Origin of the sequence: Collinsella sp. CLA-JM-H32, from assembly GCF_040098165.1 — a bacterium.
Taxonomy (GTDB): domain Bacteria; phylum Actinomycetota; class Coriobacteriia; order Coriobacteriales; family Coriobacteriaceae; genus Collinsella.
This window is the reverse complement of the sequence record NZ_JBBNMZ010000003.1, coordinates 108622-126254: the sequence shown is the minus strand read 5'-3', so window position 1 is coordinate 126254 and position 17633 is coordinate 108622. Positions and strand designations below refer to the sequence as shown.

Annotated in this window: 14 protein-coding genes; 8 read left to right on the top strand and 6 right to left on the bottom strand. The window is 58.7% G+C overall.

The window, feature by feature from the left end; translation table 11 throughout:
- Nucleotides 1-59: 59 nt before the first annotated feature.
- Together AAA021_RS02705 and AAA021_RS02700 are read left to right on the top strand one after the other, a co-directional pair.
- The gene (locus tag AAA021_RS02705; protein ID WP_349087851.1) at nt 60-1310 is read left to right on the top strand and encodes an arginine deiminase family protein; all 1251 of its coding nucleotides are present in this window, start codon (nt 60-62) and stop codon (nt 1308-1310) included.
- A 2-nt stretch (nt 1311-1312) separates the two neighbouring features.
- On the top strand, nt 1313-1969 hold the full coding sequence (locus AAA021_RS02700; protein WP_349087849.1) for an XRE family transcriptional regulator: 657 nt from the start codon (nt 1313-1315) through the stop codon (nt 1967-1969).
- A gap of 61 nt (nt 1970-2030) precedes the next feature.
- On the opposite strand, the gene AAA021_RS02695 is transcribed toward AAA021_RS02700, so the two are convergent.
- Nucleotides 2031-2606, bottom strand: coding sequence for an epoxyqueuosine reductase QueH (locus tag AAA021_RS02695; RefSeq protein WP_349087847.1), 576 nt, complete (start codon nt 2604-2606; stop codon nt 2031-2033).
- Nucleotides 2607-2616: 10 nt separating this feature from the next.
- Nucleotides 2617-3183: a DUF3267 domain-containing protein gene (locus AAA021_RS02690; RefSeq protein WP_349087846.1), complete on the bottom strand. Its 567-nt coding sequence runs from the start codon at nt 3181-3183 to the stop codon at nt 2617-2619.
- Between the two features lie 132 nt (nt 3184-3315).
- On the opposite strand from AAA021_RS02690, the gene AAA021_RS02685 reads away from it, so the two are divergent.
- Together AAA021_RS02685 and AAA021_RS02680 are read left to right on the top strand one after the other, a co-directional pair.
- Nucleotides 3316-5466 carry a class I tRNA ligase family protein gene (locus AAA021_RS02685; protein ID WP_349087845.1) on the top strand — a complete coding sequence of 717 codons (2151 nt, stop codon included), beginning with the start codon at nt 3316-3318 and terminating at the stop codon, nt 5464-5466.
- Nucleotides 5467-5525: 59 nt separating this feature from the next.
- Entirely contained in the window at nt 5526-6629 is a 1104-nt protein-coding gene (locus AAA021_RS02680; protein WP_349087843.1) for an RsmB/NOP family class I SAM-dependent RNA methyltransferase, read from the top strand.
- A 24-nt stretch (nt 6630-6653) separates the two neighbouring features.
- Here AAA021_RS02680 and AAA021_RS02675 read toward each other — a convergent pair whose 3' ends face one another.
- The gene (locus tag AAA021_RS02675; RefSeq protein WP_349087841.1) at nt 6654-6824 is read right to left on the bottom strand and encodes a hypothetical protein; all 171 of its coding nucleotides are present in this window, start codon (nt 6822-6824) and stop codon (nt 6654-6656) included.
- A 191-nt stretch (nt 6825-7015) separates the two neighbouring features.
- Here AAA021_RS02675 and AAA021_RS02670 point away from each other — a divergent pair, with 191 nt between their 5' ends.
- Nucleotides 7016-8107 carry a hypothetical protein gene (locus AAA021_RS02670; protein ID WP_349087839.1) on the top strand — a complete coding sequence of 364 codons (1092 nt, stop codon included), beginning with the start codon at nt 7016-7018 and terminating at the stop codon, nt 8105-8107.
- An 81-nt stretch (nt 8108-8188) separates the two neighbouring features.
- Here the strand turns inward: AAA021_RS02670 and AAA021_RS02665 are convergent, their stop codons facing one another.
- Entirely contained in the window at nt 8189-9079 is an 891-nt protein-coding gene (locus AAA021_RS02665; RefSeq protein WP_349087838.1) for a DegV family protein, read from the bottom strand.
- Nucleotides 9080-9399: 320 nt separating this feature from the next.
- On the opposite strand from AAA021_RS02665, the gene AAA021_RS02660 reads away from it, so the two are divergent.
- From AAA021_RS02660 to AAA021_RS02650, 3 genes are all read left to right on the top strand, one after another.
- The gene (locus AAA021_RS02660; RefSeq protein ID WP_349087836.1) at nt 9400-11316 is read left to right on the top strand and encodes a fructose-1,6-bisphosphatase; all 1917 of its coding nucleotides are present in this window, start codon (nt 9400-9402) and stop codon (nt 11314-11316) included.
- Nucleotides 11317-11394: 78 nt separating this feature from the next.
- A complete protein-coding gene (locus AAA021_RS02655) occupies nt 11395-11790 on the top strand; it encodes a GtrA family protein (RefSeq protein WP_253057566.1) in 396 nt (131 codons plus the stop codon).
- 219 nt (nt 11791-12009) lie between these two features.
- Entirely contained in the window at nt 12010-12417 is a 408-nt protein-coding gene (locus AAA021_RS02650; protein ID WP_349087834.1) for a GtrA family protein, read from the top strand.
- Nucleotides 12418-12886: 469 nt separating this feature from the next.
- On the opposite strand, the gene AAA021_RS02645 is transcribed toward AAA021_RS02650, so the two are convergent.
- The gene (locus tag AAA021_RS02645; RefSeq protein WP_148332084.1) at nt 12887-13762 is read right to left on the bottom strand and encodes a DUF4430 domain-containing protein; all 876 of its coding nucleotides are present in this window, start codon (nt 13760-13762) and stop codon (nt 12887-12889) included.
- Nucleotides 13752-17393 carry a DUF4430 domain-containing protein gene (locus tag AAA021_RS02640; RefSeq protein WP_349087832.1) on the bottom strand — a complete coding sequence of 1214 codons (3642 nt, stop codon included), beginning with the start codon at nt 17391-17393 and terminating at the stop codon, nt 13752-13754. Before AAA021_RS02640 ends, AAA021_RS02645 begins: the two co-directional genes overlap by 11 nt.
- Nucleotides 17394-17633 lie beyond the last annotated feature (240 nt).

The following is a 17633-nucleotide window of genomic DNA, read 5'->3' as shown; positions in this document are numbered from 1 at the left end:
CAACACAACAAGGAACCTGCCTTAGCCTTATATAAAAACCAGCAGGACAGGAGACAGACATGCAAGGCGTACACATAACAAATGAAATCGGTCATTTAAAAGCCGTACTTGTCCATCGACCAGGAACTGAAACACAAAACTACCCTGATGCCGACTTCAGCCAAGTTTTCTCCCTGCGAAAATGGAGCGGTCGTTTTGACCTCGACAAAGCAATATATGAGCACGATTCCATGGTTCAATTGCTTGAGAGGCATGGCGTAGAAACCATTGAAATTAGGGACCTTCTCGAAGACTCACTTGAAACTGAGCCCCAATCACTTAAATGTTTTATTGATGACTACCTCCGTTGCAGTGGGGCAACAGGCAGAGAGTTCCTCGAGACAATAACCCAGCTGTTTGAGAACGCTAAGAACACCCAGGAATTGGTGAATATAGTACTTAACGGCATTCGCTTTGGAGACACTGAGCTATGTTCAAACCAGTCGGAAACACTACGGGCGCTCGTGCACGAGCAATTTGACCCCGCCTCGCTCTTGGTCAATCCCCTCAACACGCTTTTTTTCACTCGTGATCCTGCTGTGGTAGTCGGAGACGGCATCATCCTAAATCATATGTATTGGCCTGAGCGTGATCGTGAGGTCGCCTTATACCGGCAGATATTCACCCACCACAAGATCATGGGAGAAACCCCGGTATGTGATTTGAACAGGAGTAGTTACCATATCGAAGGCGGAGACATTCTTGTTATCAGTGCTAAGACATTATTAGTTGGAATCTCTGACCGAACTGAACCCGCCGCCGTCGAGTCACTTGCCAAAGAGCTCCTGACCTCAAATAAATTCCAGACTACCGAGCTAATTGCGATTCGAGTCCCCTCTGACGGGCTGCGTATCCACCTCGATACGTTCATAAGTAGAATTGATCACGACGCGTTCCTCATCGATCGTGAGATATGCAATGCCGTTGATGCATACAGCATTCAACTAAAACGATCCGGAAAGGGCCTTACGATCACTCCTATCGATCGCACGATTCCGGAAATACTCTCTGCAGCCTGTTGCGAACCAATAAAAGTAATTGACTGCGGAGGCGGGAATCAAACCGCCTACGAAAGAGAGCGCCGGAACAACGCAACGTCTATCCTTGCGCTCTCGCCAGGAAAACTATGCGTATATGAAGAAAACGTTTGGACCAACGAAGCGCTTGAGAAAGCAGGAATGGAATTATTCCCGTTATCCATTGACGAGCTCACCAAAGGCTATGGTGGCACAAACTGTCTATGCCTCCCTCTGTGGCGAGAGGATCTATAGCCATGGGCTTCGGGGCAAATATTCGTAAACTCCGCACCATGGAGCATCTTGGTCAGGCGCAACTTGCAGAGATGTTGGGGGTATCTAAAGAGACCGTTTGTCGTTGGGAAAAAAGTCGGTATGCCCCCCGTGAGCGCCATATTGAAAAGTTACAAGCGCTCTTCGGTTGCACCCGCGATGAACTTGTTGGCGAGGAAAACGGTTTGGCCGTAAAGCTCGCAAATAAAAGAATCGTCACCGACGAAGACCCTGCTATCCACGAAATGGAGGGCGCATTTCCCGTCATCGATATCGAATCGCAAAAGCGCCGCATCACGCACAGCCAACAAAATGCTTGCGCGCCTGTAGACGTAGCCAAGCGTCACCCACATAGCGTTTTCGTTAAAATCAAAGGTGACGAAATGTCCCGCATTTACCCTCCCGGCAGCTTACTACTTGTCGATACCACCGCAAAGCCTTGGAACGGCTGTGCTGTAATGGCGCTCGCAGACGGTAAAACACCGGTAATTAGGCGATTTGCAGAAGGAAACGACATGATTGTGCTGTCGTCCCATTCATATGCAACAGCAAGTCCGGATCTGATGTTTAACAAACGGAGGATTAGAATCATAGGAGTCGTCGTTTGGTATCAAGCGAGCCACGATCACACGCTTAATTAAATCGACTTTCCCAAAAACGACCGTACCGCACAGACAGCTCAAAGCCCCAGCCCAAAATGAACTACTTTTTGGACGCTTTGCGCTCGTCGCGGATGCGGGCGCGGTCCATGGCCGCCTCGACAGCCGAGAAGCGGCAACCACAGTAGTTCTGCCGATACATGCCCAGCTCGCGCGAACGGCGTGTCGCCTCGGGGTAATACGGACGAAAATCGCGAATCACCGGAGTGAGACCGCGGGCGGCAGCCAGACGCTCCAACACATCATTGCAGGTTTCGAACAACTGATACGGCGAGACGGCGAGCGTCGTACCCACAAACTCAAACCCACGCTCCTGGGCCACGCGGCACGCCTCAGCCAAGCGCAGGGCATAGCACGCACGACAGCGACGGGGCCGATCGGCACCCAGCGGTGCCACGCCGGCCTCCCAGCGCTCACGGTCCTCCCCCGCCTCGATAAGCTCGATGTCGCCATCGGCACACCACCGGCGCAGCTCGTCCAAACGCCGCTGCCATTCATCGTGCGGCTGAATATTGGGGTTTGTCCAGCAGATTGTGGGCTCAAACCCTTCCTCGCGCAGCAGGTGGACCGGCTCAAGAGAGCACGGCGCACAGCAGGCGTGCAACAACAACGGCTTCATCGACATCTCCTCACCCGAAAAAGCGCACGCCGAAGGACGTGTCCTCGCAGGCGACAATGCGGCGGTCGCGCAAAATGGTCCGCACGTAATACCAGTCGCCCACACAGCCCGACAAATGCAAGCCGGCCGCCAGGTAGCACAGCAGCGGATAGCCCGAAAACGCAAACCCCAGGGCAAACGCCGCCGTCACAACAACCGTCGGCGCCAGGCAAACCGCCATGTACCGCCGGCGCGAATACACAACGCCCTCGGCGCAGGCATAGATCATCGCCGTCTCGCGATTCGCCCCAAAGGTCACCTGCGCGCCCGCAGGCGCCAGCAGCTTAAAAAACACACCGTGCACCAGCTCGTGCACGGCAAATGACGCCGCCGAAACCGCAGCCAAGCCAACTATCCAGCCCAAGACCGTGGTCCAGCCGCCCGCGTCAGCCGCATCCAAGTCCGCAGGCCCGCCCATCAGCATAAACACCGGCACCAAGCACACGGCAAATGCGCCGAGCACGGCCATCCCCCACACAAAGCAGGCGTGCAGAAAATCCTCGTCTTCAAACGCATGTATGTTGGAAATCTCATTCATAGCATCTTAGGATAGCGCCCCTGCCACGTACCCGTCCGCATGTGCGATAATGTCGAACGATATGCACGAATTGACCACCGCGTCGCCAAGCCTTGCGCCCGGCCGCGCTCTCACCATATGCGAAGGAGTCCCATGGCATCCAAATACTCCATGAACGACCGTCCCAGCTGGCCTCGCCGCGCCATCGTTACCGCCGGCGAGCCCTACGGCAACAAGGGCCTTCACTTTGGCCACGTCGGCGGCGTCTTTGTCCCGGCCGACTTCTTCGCCCGCTTCCTGCGCGACCGTCTGGGCCGCGAGAACGTCATCTTCACCTCGGGCACCGACTGCTACGGCTCGCCCATCATGGAGAGCTACCGCAAGCTCAAGGAGAACGAGGGCTACGACAAGTCCATTAGCGAGTATGTCGAGTCCAATCACTCCCGCCAGGCCGCGACCCTCAACAACTACAACATCAGCTGCGACATCTACGGCGGCTCGGGCCTTGAGCCGGCGGCCCAGATTCACAACGAGGTGACCGCCGAGATTATCGAGCGCCTGCATGAGCAGGGCACCATCTCCAAGCGCTCCACGCTGCAGTTCTACGACGCCAAGGCCGGCACGTTCCTCAACGGCCGCCAGGTGATCGGCCGCTGCCCCATCCAAGGCTGCAAGTCCGAGAAGGCCTATGCCGACGAGTGCGACCTGGGCCACCAGTTTGAGCCCGAGGAGCTCATCGCGCCCAAGAGCCAGCTCACCGGCGAGGTGCCCGAGCTGCGCCCGGTCGACAACCTCTACTTCGACCTGCCGGCCTACCTCGACTTTATGAAGACCTATACCGCCAAGCTCGCCCAGAACCCGCAGGTTCGCTCCGTGGTCTCCAAGACCATGGAGGAGTGGCTGCTGCCGGCCCAGCTCTACATCCAGAACAAGTTCCGCGAGGCCTTCGATGCCGTCGAGGATCAGCTTCCTGAGCACACCGTGCTGGAGCCCGAGGGCAACAAGAGCAGCTTTACCGTCACCTTCCCCAGCTGGAAGGAGCGCGACGATGCCCACGCGGTGCTCGCCAACGGTGGCGTGCGTTTCCGCAGCGGCAAGGCACTCGTGCCCTTCCGCATCACCGGCAACATCGACTGGGGCGTTCCGGTGCCCGAGGTCGATGGCGTCTCCGACGTCACCTGCTGGTGCTGGCCCGAGAGCCTGTGGGCGCCCATCAGCTATACGCGTACCGTGCTCGCACGCGATGCCAAGGCCGCCGGCGTAACCGAGGGCGTCGCCGCCCAGGATGCCGCCCTCATGGGCGAGCCCGCTGCCGATTCCACGCAGGTCCCCGCGCCCACCTACCAGCACAGCTCGCTCGACTGGCGCGACTGGTGGTGCTCTGACGACGCTCAGATCTACCAGTTTATCGGTCAGGACAACATCTACTTCTACTGCATCGCGCAGACCGCCATGTGGGAGGCCCTGGGCTGGGACCTCACGCAGAGCACCGTCAGCGCCTGCTATCACCTGCTCTACATGGGCAAAAAGGCCAGCTCGTCCTCGCAGACTCCTCCCCCGCCGGCAGACGACCTGCTCAACCACTACACCTGCGAGCAGATGCGCGCGCATTGGCTGTCGCTCGGCCTGTCCGAGAAGCCGGTGAGCTTTAGCCCCAAGGCATACGACACGCGCGTGACCGGCAAGGACAAGGACGGCAACGAGGTACGCGCCTGCGACGACAAGCGCGTTATCGACCCGGCCCTTAAGGAGAGCGCCCTTTTGACCGGCGTCTTCAACCGCCTGGCCCGCAGCTGCTTCTACGGCGTCGCCGTCAAGGAGGGCGACGAGAGCCCCTACCGCAACGGCTGCATCCCCGCTGGTGCCGCTTCTGACACCGTGGTCGAAGCCGCCCAGCAGGCAACCCTTGCCTTTGAGCAGGCCATGTACAAGTTCGAGACGCACCGCGCGCTTGCCGTGTGCGACGACTACCTGCGCGCCGCCAACAAGCGCTGGAGCGACGCCTCCAAGGCCGCCAACAAGCTCGAGGGTAACGAGGCAGACGCCGCCATGACGCAGGCCCTCGTCGACGCCTTTACCGAGCTGCGCGTAGCGACCGTCCTGATGCACGGTATTGTGCCGGCCGGCTGCGAGCTCATCTGCGAGTACTTCGACGTCGATCCGGTCGCTTTCTTTAGCTGGGATAACATCTTTGCCTCCACGGACGAGTTCGTAGAGAGCCTGGGCGAGAAGCCCGGAGACCACCGCGTGAAGCCGCTGCCCCCGCGCTTCGACTTCTTTAGCAAGCACGAGAGCCAGTACTAAAGCACGCCAGCAGCGGCGTGCCCGGAAAGTAGTCAATTTGGGACGGGAAGGAAAGACGGATGTCCAAGCCGCGTCGTCGTAAGCAGAAAAAGCAGGTCAAGCCCGAGATCAAGCTCAGGCAGTTTGCCTCCACCGAGCTTTCCGACCAGCTTGCCGCCCTTCCCTGCGCCGCCGACCTGCCGCGCTTTATGGTCGACACGGTCGCCGGCGCCTATGCGCCCGCCGATGCCGAGCTCATGATCGAGGGCTTCGGCGCCGCGGTCACACGCCCGGTCACACTGCGCGCCAACACGCTCAAGGCAACCGCCGAGGACATCGTTGCGGCGCTCGATGCCGCCGGCATCGCCCACAACCCCGTCGCCTGGTACCCGGACGCCTTTATCCTGCCCGAGGCCCAGGTTTCCGATCTGTGGGATCTCGACATCTACCGCGACGGCAAGATCTATCTGCAGAGCCTGTCGTCCATGATGCCGCCGTTGGTCCTGGGCGCCCAGGCAGGCGAGGACATCCTGGACATGTGCGCAGCCCCTGGCGGCAAGACGACGCAGATCGCCGCCCTCACCCAGGGCCAGGCACACCTCACGGCCTGCGAGATGAGCATTCCCCGCGCCGAAAAGCTTGAGTCCAACCTCCACCGCCAAGGTGCCAAAAACGTACCCGTCATGCGCATCGACGCACGCGAGCTCGACGAGTTCTTCCGCTTTGACCGCATCCTGCTCGACGCTCCCTGCACCGGCACGGGCACCGTCATCAGTGGCAACGAGAAAAGCCTGCGCGGCCTCACCGAGCAGTTGCTGAGCAAGTGCGCCCGCTCGCAGCGAGCACTTCTGGACCGCGCCATGGGTGCCCTCAAACCGGGCGGCACGCTCGTCTATTCGACCTGTTCGATCTTGCCGCAGGAAAACGAGGACGCCCTGCAAGAGGCCCTCGACAAGCATATGGACTGCGAGCTCATCCCCCTCGACGGCACGCCAAGCGAAAGTGAAGCACGACGCACCCAGGAAGCTGGTGAGGAGCCGCGCATCGAGTCCAACGCTCTGACCGAAGCCATTGCCGCGGGTCAGGTATCGGCCATCGCCAACGGCCTGCCCGGCACGCTGACCATTCCGCCTAGCCGCGACTTTGAGGGCTTCTACATTGCCCTGATCCGAAAACGCAGCTAGCGCACGGATCAAAAACTCAACAAGCTATCTCCGTGCGCGTTTGCCCTGCTGGTCGCAATGCTGTTTAAGCATCGCACGCTCCTTGCGTTCGACCCTTTTGCCCTTAATGGCCGTGACCACAAAGTAGATGACCGCGGCGGCAACGATTGCGCCCACACACAGGCCGATCGAGCCAAACATTGCTGTCAATTCCATACCGCGTCACCTCTCTTTTAAACGGGGCTTTCAAGATAGCACCTCGATACCCGCCACCACAGCTCCTTCACGTTCGCCGGCCCTTCGGTCTAACGGATGGCGCGGCGGGGAAAAATCAACTCGTCAAACGATTTAGCATTCGCAATTCCGGCTGCATCGCGCCGGCCATCATCACATAGAATCGAGCCTCCATGGATACCCTCAACGATCTAAATGAGCGCGTCGACGCCTTCGTCGGCACCAGCTCCTTCGACACGCCTGCCGCGGCAAACGACCAAGCTCCCATCGATGTACCTGCCGAGGTTCACGAGGACATCGTCGCCTCGGTCGATTTTTCCGAGGTCGAGCTCGCAGACGAGTTCACCGAGCCCCAGGTAGCCGTGACCCCCAACGGACTGCTCCCCATGGAGCCGCTGCCCATCGACGGGCGTTTGCGCAAGGCGGCCCTTCGCATGCCCGACGAGATCGAGGGGGCCAGCGGCTTTACGCTCTTCGGCCGACGCATCAAGTCGCTCATTTACACCACCGACGTCGCGGTTATCCGCAACTCCAACGCCGATGCCGTCTTTGCGGTCTACCCTTTCACGCCGCAGCCCGCCATTACGCAAGCGCTGCTGACCGTCGCCGAGTGCCCGGTCTTTGTAGGCGTGGGCGGCGGAACTACGACCGGTAAGCGCTCCGTGCAGATGGCAGCCGTCTCCGAGATGCAGGGCGCGGCGGGCTGCGTGGTCAACTCCCCCGCTACTGCCGAGATGGTAGAGCACATCACCAACATCGCCGACATCCCCGTCATCGCCACGGTCGTTCGCTGCGACGATGATGCTCACGCCAAGGTGCGCGCCGGCGCCAAGATTCTCAACATCGCCGCCGGCAAGAACACACCCCAGGTCCTGCGTGAACTGCGCGAGCACTATCCCAACCTGCCGCTCATCGCACCGGGCGGCAAGACGCCCGAGAGCATCCGTGAAACCATCGCCGCCGGCGCCAACGCCATCATCTGGACGCCGCCTTCGGCCCAGCAGCTACAGACCGACATGATGCAGCGTTATCGCAAGATGAAGGAAGACGCCACACCTGTCATCTCGCGCGACGATGTGCCCATTATCGACCAGGTCGCCGCCGCCGAGGTCAGCCAGGTCGAGAACATGAATCCTGACGTGCCGATTCCCGACGAAGTCATCGAGCGCGTCGCTTCGATCCACGAGCGCGTCGAGGAGCATCGCGCCAATCGCGGCCTCAAGCCGTCACTGCACGGCTTTTTCTTCCGCGGAAAGAAACGCTAGCCGCAACAGCAAGGCCCGCCCCACAAACGTGAGACGGGCCGTTTTCGTTTGAGCAATCATGCAGCGACGTGATGGGGCAAATTAATCCACGCGCTTGTCGCCCATAAAGAAGAGCGCCACCGTACCAGGTCCGGTATGCGAGCCAATCAGAGTACCGATGTCATTGATCTCAATCTTGCCTTTAAGCTGCGGAACCTGTTCCTCAATCAGCGCCGCAACTGCCTCGGCATCCTCGCGGCACGCCGAGTGCGACATGATGCACTTACCTGAATAATCCGCACCGTCCAGCACGTGTGCCATCATGGTCTTAGCCATCTCGGAAATCGCGCGCTTCTTAGTGCGAATCTTCTCACGTGGCGACAGCTTACCTTCGCAATCGACCGTCATAAGCGGGCAAATCTTGAGCGCCGTGCCGATGATCGCGCTCGCGGCCGAAATGCGACCGCCGCGCAGGTAGCTCGACAGATCGGTCGAGAAGAACCAGTGGTGCAGGTTGAGCTTGTGCTCCTCGATCCAGACAGCCGTCTCGTCGAGTGAAGCCCCGCTATCGCGCACATCGGCGGCATATTCCAACAACAGGCCAAAGCCCGAAGACGCCGCCAGCGAATCGATGACGCGCACCTTGCCGCCCTCGGGATAGCGATCCGCAAGCATCTGCGCCGCGACGCAGGCCGATCCATACGTGCCCGAAATACCCGACGACAACGTCAGGTGCAGCACGTCTTTACCCTCGGCAACAAACGGCTCCCAAAACTCCTCGTACTCACCCACGCTCACCTGAGACGTCTTGGGCATGGTGCCCGCGGCAATCTGGGCAAAAAACTCGTCCGGCGTAATCGACTGATACAGATCGTCCGTATAGACAACATCGTCGATCTCGTAATGAAAACACACGACAGGGATATTGCGCGACGCAAAGAACTCACGGGTTCGGTCGGCGGCGGATTCACAGGTCAGGACAAAATCACTCATATGAGGCTCCTTACTCATTGCTGCACAAATTATCGCACAGTGAGCCTACATACGGTACATATGTCCACTATTTACCAAATCGAACCAAAAATAGCGAACATCTTTACCACCATCGTTTCCACCGACCCCACGCATAAATATCTGAGAAAACACCCTCTGTCGTCTCCACCCAACCAACACATCTACCTTCACTAAATCGATTTACCAAACCGTTCAGCCAACAATTCAGCCGCTGGCGCAAAATCGAAACAAAAGCGGCGCATACTGGTAAACGTTTGACGCTGTTTATCAGTTTTACCAGCCCCATCGGAAGGTGTTTCATGGTCGCATTCGATCGCAACCCGCAAGACTTCAAGTATCTGCGCCTGCTTTCGAGACAGTTCCCCACCGAACAATCCGCGTTTACCGAGATCATCAATCTCTCGGCCATTCTCAACCTGCCCAAAGGCACTGAGCATTTTATGAGTGACGTGCACGGCGAGTACGAAGCCTTTATGCACATCCTCAACAACTGCTCGGGCGTCGTGCGCAAACATATCGACGAGATCTTTGGCGACACGCTCTCCTTTGACGAAAAGGGCGAGCTGTGTACGCTCATCTACTACCCGCGCGAGAAGATTGAGCTGGTCCGCAGCCAGCGCGAGGACTCGCCAACCTGGTACAAGACGATGCTTGACCAGCTCATCATGGTCGCTCGCTCGCTTTCAAGCCGCTACACGCGCTCCAAGGTGCGTAAGGCCATCCCACGCGATTACGCCTACATCATCGACGAGTTGTTGCACACACACCCGGACGAGAACAACTATCGCGTGCGCTATCACGAGCGCATCGTGGAGTCCATCCTGGAGACCGCCAGCGCAGACGACTTTATCGAGTCGCTTGCCTCGCTCATCAAGCGCCTGGCCGTCGACCACCTGCACCTGGTGGGCGATATCTTCGACCGAGGCGGCGGCGCGGCCAAGATTATGGACCGCCTGCTCACCTACCATTCGCTCGACATCCAGTGGGGCAACCACGACCTGCTGTGGATGGGCGCTGCGGCCGGTGAGCCCGCCTGCATCGCCACGGTATTGCGCAACAACTTACGCTACGACAACTACGAGATCCTCGAGAACGACTACGGCATCTCGCTGCGTGAGCTTGTTGCCTTTGCCGATGCCACCTACACCGCCGGTGAGTCCATCACCCCGCTGATCAAGGCCATCAACGTGCTGCTCTTTAAGCTCGAGGGCCAGATTATCCAGCGCCACCCCGAGTTCGACATGACCGACCGCCTGTTACTCGACAAGATCGAACACGACACCGGCACGGTCACGCTCGCCGACGGCAGCGTGTGGCCGCTCACGACCAACGACTTCCCCACCGTCGACCCGGCGGACCCCTATACGCTCACGCCCCAGGAGCAGCACATCATCGACAAGCTCGTGTCCGAGTTTGTCACCGCCGATCACCTGCATCGCCATATCGATTTCCTCTATTCCCACGGCTCGATGTACAAGGTCGCCAACGGCAACCTGCTCTTCCACGGCTGCGTTCCGCTCAACGAAGACGGCACCTTTAGCAGCATGAACTGTCTGGGCACCTGGCACGCTGGCCGCGATTATCTCGATTTTTGCGACCACATCGCCCGCCGCGCCTGGCGCGTGGGCGACCGCGACGCTCTCGACTGGATGTGGTACCTGTGGATTGGCTTTAACTCGCCCGCCAGCGGACGCCTGGTGCGTACCTTTGAGCGCGCCTATATCGCCGATAAGAGCACCTGGGTCGAGCCGATGGACCCATACTTTACGCTTACCAAGTCGCCCTCGGTCTGCGACGACATCATGCGCGAGTTTGGCGTCGCGCCCATGGCATGTTCGCCGACCGGCCACATCATCAACGGCCACACGCCCGTTAAAACCACCAAGGGTGAGCAGCCCATCCGCGCCGAGGGCAAGCTACTGGTCATCGATGGCGGCTTCTGCCGCGCTTACCATCCCAAGACGGGCATCGCCGGCTATACGCTCATCTCGAGCTCGCGCGGCTGCCGCCTCAAGTCGCACCGGGCCTTTACGACGGTTGCCGAGGCACTCACGCGCAACGTGGACATCGAAAGCGAGACCAACCGTTTTGACCAAGCAGACCGTCGCCGCATGGTGAGCAACACCGATACTGGCGCCAAGATCCGCAGCCAAATCCAGGACCTGCGTCAGCTGCTCGATGCATATAGAAACGGTGCTATCGAGGAGCGCGCCTAGCACCACCCGCGGGGATTGGCTAAACTTGCTGAGTTTGTCATCCCCGCGGCGCTTCGGCGCCAGCTTAAGGCAGGTACCATGCAAAAGCTCCTTGCGCAGATCATGAAATTTGGCATCGTCGGTGTCATTGCCACGGTTATCGACTTTGGCATTATGAATCTGCTCCACTACGGTCTGGGCCTCAACATCCTAATCGCCAACACCAGCGGCTTTATCATCTCACTCATCTTTAACTACCTCGCAAGCATGAAGTACGTGTTTGCGCACAAGGAAGGCATGAGCCGCCGCCGCGAGTTCATCATCTTTGTCGTGCTGTCCGTGATCGGCCTGGCACTCAACGACGGTATCGTGCTGACACTCAACGCCGGTCTGGGACTCGAGGCCAATATCGCCAAGATTTGTGCCACCGCGCTTGTCATGGTCTACAACTTTGTGACCCGAAAAATCTTCCTGGAGGGCGACGAGACAAAATAGCTCGAAACCCCTGCAGCATTACGGCGCCCACGGACGACGCGCACTCAGCGCAGTATCGTCCGTGGGTGTCGCTCGTTCACGGGCAAATTTTCAACGTTTGCGGATTAGCTCTTGAAAATTTGGCGAGTTCATATAGTTCTTGGCAAAGACCTTACGTTTCCCTTGTAAAAGCTCTAAAGTATCCTCTGCTCGATTCATCAACGCATTGGATGTGATTACGTGCGCAAGGCGCTGGCACAACCTCATACCAAGCAGTTCCTCAAGTTTGCTGTCGTGGGTCTTATCTCCTTTGGCATCGACTGGGGCATGCTCATTGCGCTCGTCGAGCTGTTCCACCTCGGCTTTTTGATGAGCACCACGGTTTCGTTTATCACGTCCGTCGTGGTCAACTACTGGCTCAGCATGAAGTACGTGTTCGACCACCGCGAAGGCATGAGCCGCAAGCGCGAGTTCACGATCTTCACCATCCTGTCGGTGATCGGCCTGGGCCTCAACGACCTGTACATGTTTGTGGGCGTCACGTTTTTGAGCATCGGCTACCAGGCCATGAAGGCCATCGCCACGTTCCTCGTCACCTGGTACAACTACTTCAGCCGCCGCTTCTTCCTCGAGGGCGCACGGTCATAGTCGATTCACTATTTGCTTGAATGTATAACCGGTTGGAATTCCCGTTCCAACCGGTTTTTTGTTTGCAGAGCCTGCCGAGGAAAGCGCACAAGGCGGGCCGCAGCGTCGGAATGGGTAGTAGTTTCCCCATGGTCGCCCCGCGGAAAGCGCGTCCCAGATTGCAGCCTCAGAACGGGACACAGCTTCCGCAACGTGGCTCTAGCGGAAAGCGCATCCCAAAATCGATGCCCAATACGGTCCGGCTTCCCAATGGGCGCTGCTTCGGAAAGTCTATCCCGGAATGAGCCCTCAGAGCGGAACACGCTTTCCGAAACCCGCCCCAACGGGAAGCTGCGTCCCGGAATTCGCCTACAGGGCGGGATGCAATTTCCGGTTGAGCCTCGATTGGGAAATGACGTCCCATTCGTATAAAAACGGGCGTCTCGGATGTTTGTCCGAACCGCCCGTTTGATGCGATATGTCGAGGCCCCTAGCCTGTCACGTAATACCAGACCACGTTGTCGCCGTTTGAGAGAACGTAGTTGCTGCAGGCTGTCATGGGCGTTGTGCCGTTGACGGAATAACACCAGCCGCTACCGCTTCCATAGTTTTCATCCTTCTCGGCCAGGCCACCGATGGCGGCAACATAAGTGCCAAACGACGAGCCACGCGCATTTATAGAAATACCCAGCGCGCAGAGAGCGTCGTAGGCAGTTGCTCCCTCATTAAAGGTGTAGGTACCACCAGCGGACACAGGATTGCCCACAGCGCTCGAAGTAACCGAGACAGTCACGGTAACGTAGCTAGACTCCTGAGAGACGCTCTGGTTGCCCGAGGGGGCATTACTGTTATCAGGAACGGCAGAAGGCCCACCGGACGTTGCCGAATTCTGAGAAGCCGACTGACTGTTGTCAGTCTTTTTATTTCCTGCTCCTTTTTCGCCGGACTTCTTGCTATCCGAGTTCTTGTCCGATTCCTTGTCCGAAGACTCGGAATCTTTCTTGGAGTCAGATTTGTCAGAACCCCTAGACCCGTCATTCGTATCATCAGAAGATTTGGAATCCTTGGACCCGGCCTTGCCCGAAGCGACAGTCGAGCCGGACCCATTGCCATCCTTGGCGACGATGCTCTCCCCCGCCACGGTCTGGACGATCCAATCAATGGACCAAGCACCGCTCTCGGAGGGATGAACAAAGCCCAGAGAGACCACGATCAGAACGACGCATGCGGCAGTCAGAACGCCAAGGAGCGCCTTCCGTCGAGGAGCGGACGCCGCCGAAGCGGCGCCCTTTTGCTTTGGATCATCGAGCTGGATAAACGAGGAGTCGGGCTGTTGCCCGTTGGTCTCCTTGGGCTTATCGGGCATTACCGTCACCCTTGCCGCGCTTGGTCAGCACGAAGACGGCGATGAGCGCAAGGCCAATCACGCCGGCGGCGATGCCAACGATGGCGAGCGGGTTGGTGCCCGTCTCCTGCTCGGAAGCACCAGAGGACTTCTTAGCAGTGGTCGTGGAAGCAGCGCCCGTATCGGACTTGGAATCGGACTTCTTGTCGGACTTGCTGTCCTTCTTCTCAGACTTCTTCTCATCCTTCTTGTCGGACTTATCGGAGCCCTTCTTGTCGGACTTGTTTTCCTTGGTCTCGGTCTTGGTCGACACCGTCGTCTTGGTCACCGGCTTCTGACCCGGGGCGATAGCGCCGCCGGCCTGCGGGCCCTTAGAGCCGGAACCAGCGCCGGAACCCGTACCAGTGCCCGTGCCGGTACCAGTACCAGAACCGCTGCCGCCGCTGGAGCCAGAACCGCCATTGTCACCAGAATTGGTGGCATTCTTGGTCCACTTGGCATACAGCGTCAGATCGGCCGTCACCGGCGTACTGAAGTCATACGCTTGCGTGCACGCCTCATCGGTATACCAACCGCCGAAGGTATAGCCCTTGCGACGCGGTTTTACAGCAGGCTCCGTAGCAGTTTTACCAGCCTTAATACGTTGGGAATCGAGCACAATAGAATCTGCACCATTTGCGTCAAACGAGACAGTATAGCGATTGGCCTTCTGGCCATTTCCCTTAATCGCGAACAACTTGCCCGAATCGTTAGCGTAGTAGAGTGAACCATCAGAACCGACCGAAATCGACGACATGCAGTACTGCTGGTTCTCGGCCGACGGTCTATAGAGCAGCTCAGCCTCTTCGTCACCTATGCGATAGCGATAAATGCCGCCAGGATTATTGTTGGACGTAAAGTATACATAGGTATGACCATCTTGAATGGAAACCACAGGCTGTGACTTAACATCGCCGCTGCCCGTAAAACCACTTGCAGAAGAATCCTCGCGGATGAAGTTACCGTCTGCCTTATAAATTGAATAATCGACCGTAAGCGTATCGGCGTCGATAATTGCAAGCTGACCATAGTGGCTCGTAAGACTGTTTTGGGGACCGCCCATAAAGGACTCAATCGACGTGCCGCCAACTACAATCTTACCGTTGACAAACACGGGTGTAGAGGTCGAGCTGCTGCCAAACGTAACTTTACCCAGTTCTGAAAGGGCCCCATCATTAGCGATAGCAATTTTATGGAGCGTGCCATCGGCACTCACAACGTAAGCAGTAGCCCCATCAACAAGCACGTTCGCGCGAACGCGATCGGCGATCTTAAGCTTTGCTACGGTCTTTCCAGTCGAAGGATCAACCGTGCTGACAGTGCCAGAATCATCCGCGATAACGCCATAGTCGCCCGAGAACGCCATGCCAGCCCAGTAATAGCCCTTGCTGTTTTCATTCTTGTGCTGCCACATGACTTTACCGTCAGAAATACGAACACAAAGCAGGTAGCCGTCACTCGAGTCAATCCAATCGGCCGAAGCGGTACCAAAATAGGCATAGCCATCGCGAACCGAAACAGAAGCAAGCGACTGCTGCGCGCCATCGGGACCGGCCGGCAACCCATCGGTAACCCAAACCGTCGCAAGCACATCAACCGTTAAGGCCTGAAGACGACCGCCTGAAAGCGGAACAAGCACAACACCATTGGTATATACCATGCGTGAGGTGGAATCAATTGCAGCAGCCAAAGGTGACTCTAGAACGGTCTTGCCCGTCTCGACATCCTTTTTGAGCAATTTAGAACCAACTGCCACATAGAGATAGTCACCGATCAGCAACGCATCGGAAACACCCTTATTGCCGTCCGCACGCGTCTTAAGCTCGCTTACCCATTTCTCATCTGCATCCTTAGTGGGCACAGGTGCGTCGGTAACCTTGTCGGCACTTGTAAAGCCCGACCAGTCGCTATCCCAGTTAGGGCGTGCAGCGCTCGGATTAAGAACAACCTTGTCGGCACTTGTAAAGCCCGACCAGTCGCTATCCCAGTTAGGGCGTGCAGCGCTCGGATTAAGAACAACGTTGTCGACACCGGGCAAAGTATCCCCAGGGGCGTAAGCCCAAACGACCTTATCGCCCGACTTAAGCACGTAGTCGTTATCGAGTTGAGTTCCAGGAACGCCGTTGACAAAGAACGACCAAGCGCCGGACAGCTCGGTACCATCAAGCGGAGAAACGAGGCTATGGACACCCCAATAGCCGAATTGGTCGTACATCTTGGACTCGATGCCAAGGGCGTCGAAATAGGTAGCGGAGGCATCCTTGATCGACGTGCCCTTAACAAACACCTGGGTCGACGGGCTCGTCCAACGCTGAGCCATCCCGGCCTTTTTGCCAATAATCTCCATCGTGACGGAAACCTGCTCGGGCGCGGGGTCGCCGTACTTCGAGTAGCACCAGACGACGGAGTCGCCGTCCTTGAGCGTGTAGCCGCCCGCGCCGACCTCGGAGGCGCTGCCGTTGACGAACAGCTGCCAGTACGCGCCGGTCGCCGAGTCATAGCCGAGCTTGCGGTCCTTATCGAAGGGCGACGTGATCGTGTTGAGCGCCCAGCCCCAGGTGCCGTTGGGATCGTAGTCGGTGGTCAGGCCGGCCTGCTTGAAGAGCTGCTCGGAGAGGTCGGCCGCGGTCGAGCCCTCCTTCAGCGTGATCCGCTGCGCGGCGGCCCAGGTCTGCTGGGCGCCCTTGGCGTCGCTGCCGACGACGGAGCACGTGGCAGAGACCTGAGCGACAGGCGCGGGGTCGCCGTACTTCGAGTAGCACCAGACGACGGAGTCGCCGTCCTTGAGCGTGTAGCCGCCCGCGCCGACCTCGGAGGCGCTGCCGTTGACGAACAGCTGCCAGTAAGCGCCGGTCGCCGAGTCGTAGGCGAGCGTGCGGCCGGAGTCGAAGGGCGACGTGATCGAGTTGAGTGCCCAGCCCCAGCTGCCGTTGGGGTTGTAATCGGCCTTGAGGCCGGCACGCTTGAACAGCTGCTCGGAGAGGTCGGCCGCGGTCGAGCCCTCCTTCAGCGTGATCCGCTGCGCGGCGGCCCAGGTCTGCTGGGCGCCCTTGGCGTCGGTGCCGACGACGGAGCACGTGGCAGAGACCTCCTGGCTCTCTGCCTTGGCAGGCTGAGCCTTGGCCTCTCCAGCGGCAGAGACAACGGCGGTGTCCTGCTTCGAGGCATCGGACGTCGATGCAGCCGGTGCCTCATTGCCGGCAGCGCTATCGTCCTCAGTCTTGTCGGTAGGGCCCGAAGCTGTCGCAGTGGCATCTTGCTCGGCAGTGCCCCCATTCGCCACCATGCCGCTCGCATTGAGGTCGGCAGCAGGGCTTGTCGCGGACTCACCAGAGCCGTTCTCGGCAAGCGGTGCCGCCTGAGCCACAGCCTCGGCAATGCCCTCGGCGCCCTCGGCCCACAGCTGAGCCGGTGTGGTGCCAAAGGCCATCGCGAAGGCCAGGAATGCCACCAGGCCGCGCTTGGCTACGCCGCGCGCAATTGCGCCACGGCGATGCGAGACGCGCTCGCGCTCGTCCTCAAACATATCCAATTGTCCCCCATTGTCTGTACTTGGAGCGTTGCCTTGAGGCTGCCCCACGTCATCGCGCATGTTGCGCTCGAGTTCCCCCATCGGGGTCCCCCTTCCCTCCAGAGCCCTATGCACACCGGCGGCAAAAGCCGCAGCCGCATGCAAGACGGGAGGCGATCCGACTTAACCTTAACGACTCGGGCACGTCGTCCGATCTGCGACGCGAGCATCCCGAGCCAAGAGGAATTACGGTTACTGGTACAGCTGGGGACTTGCACCCCGATTCTCCCAAATGCGCAGGATAACCGCGCATTCGTGCGTCTCCGCACCACCATCTAGGCC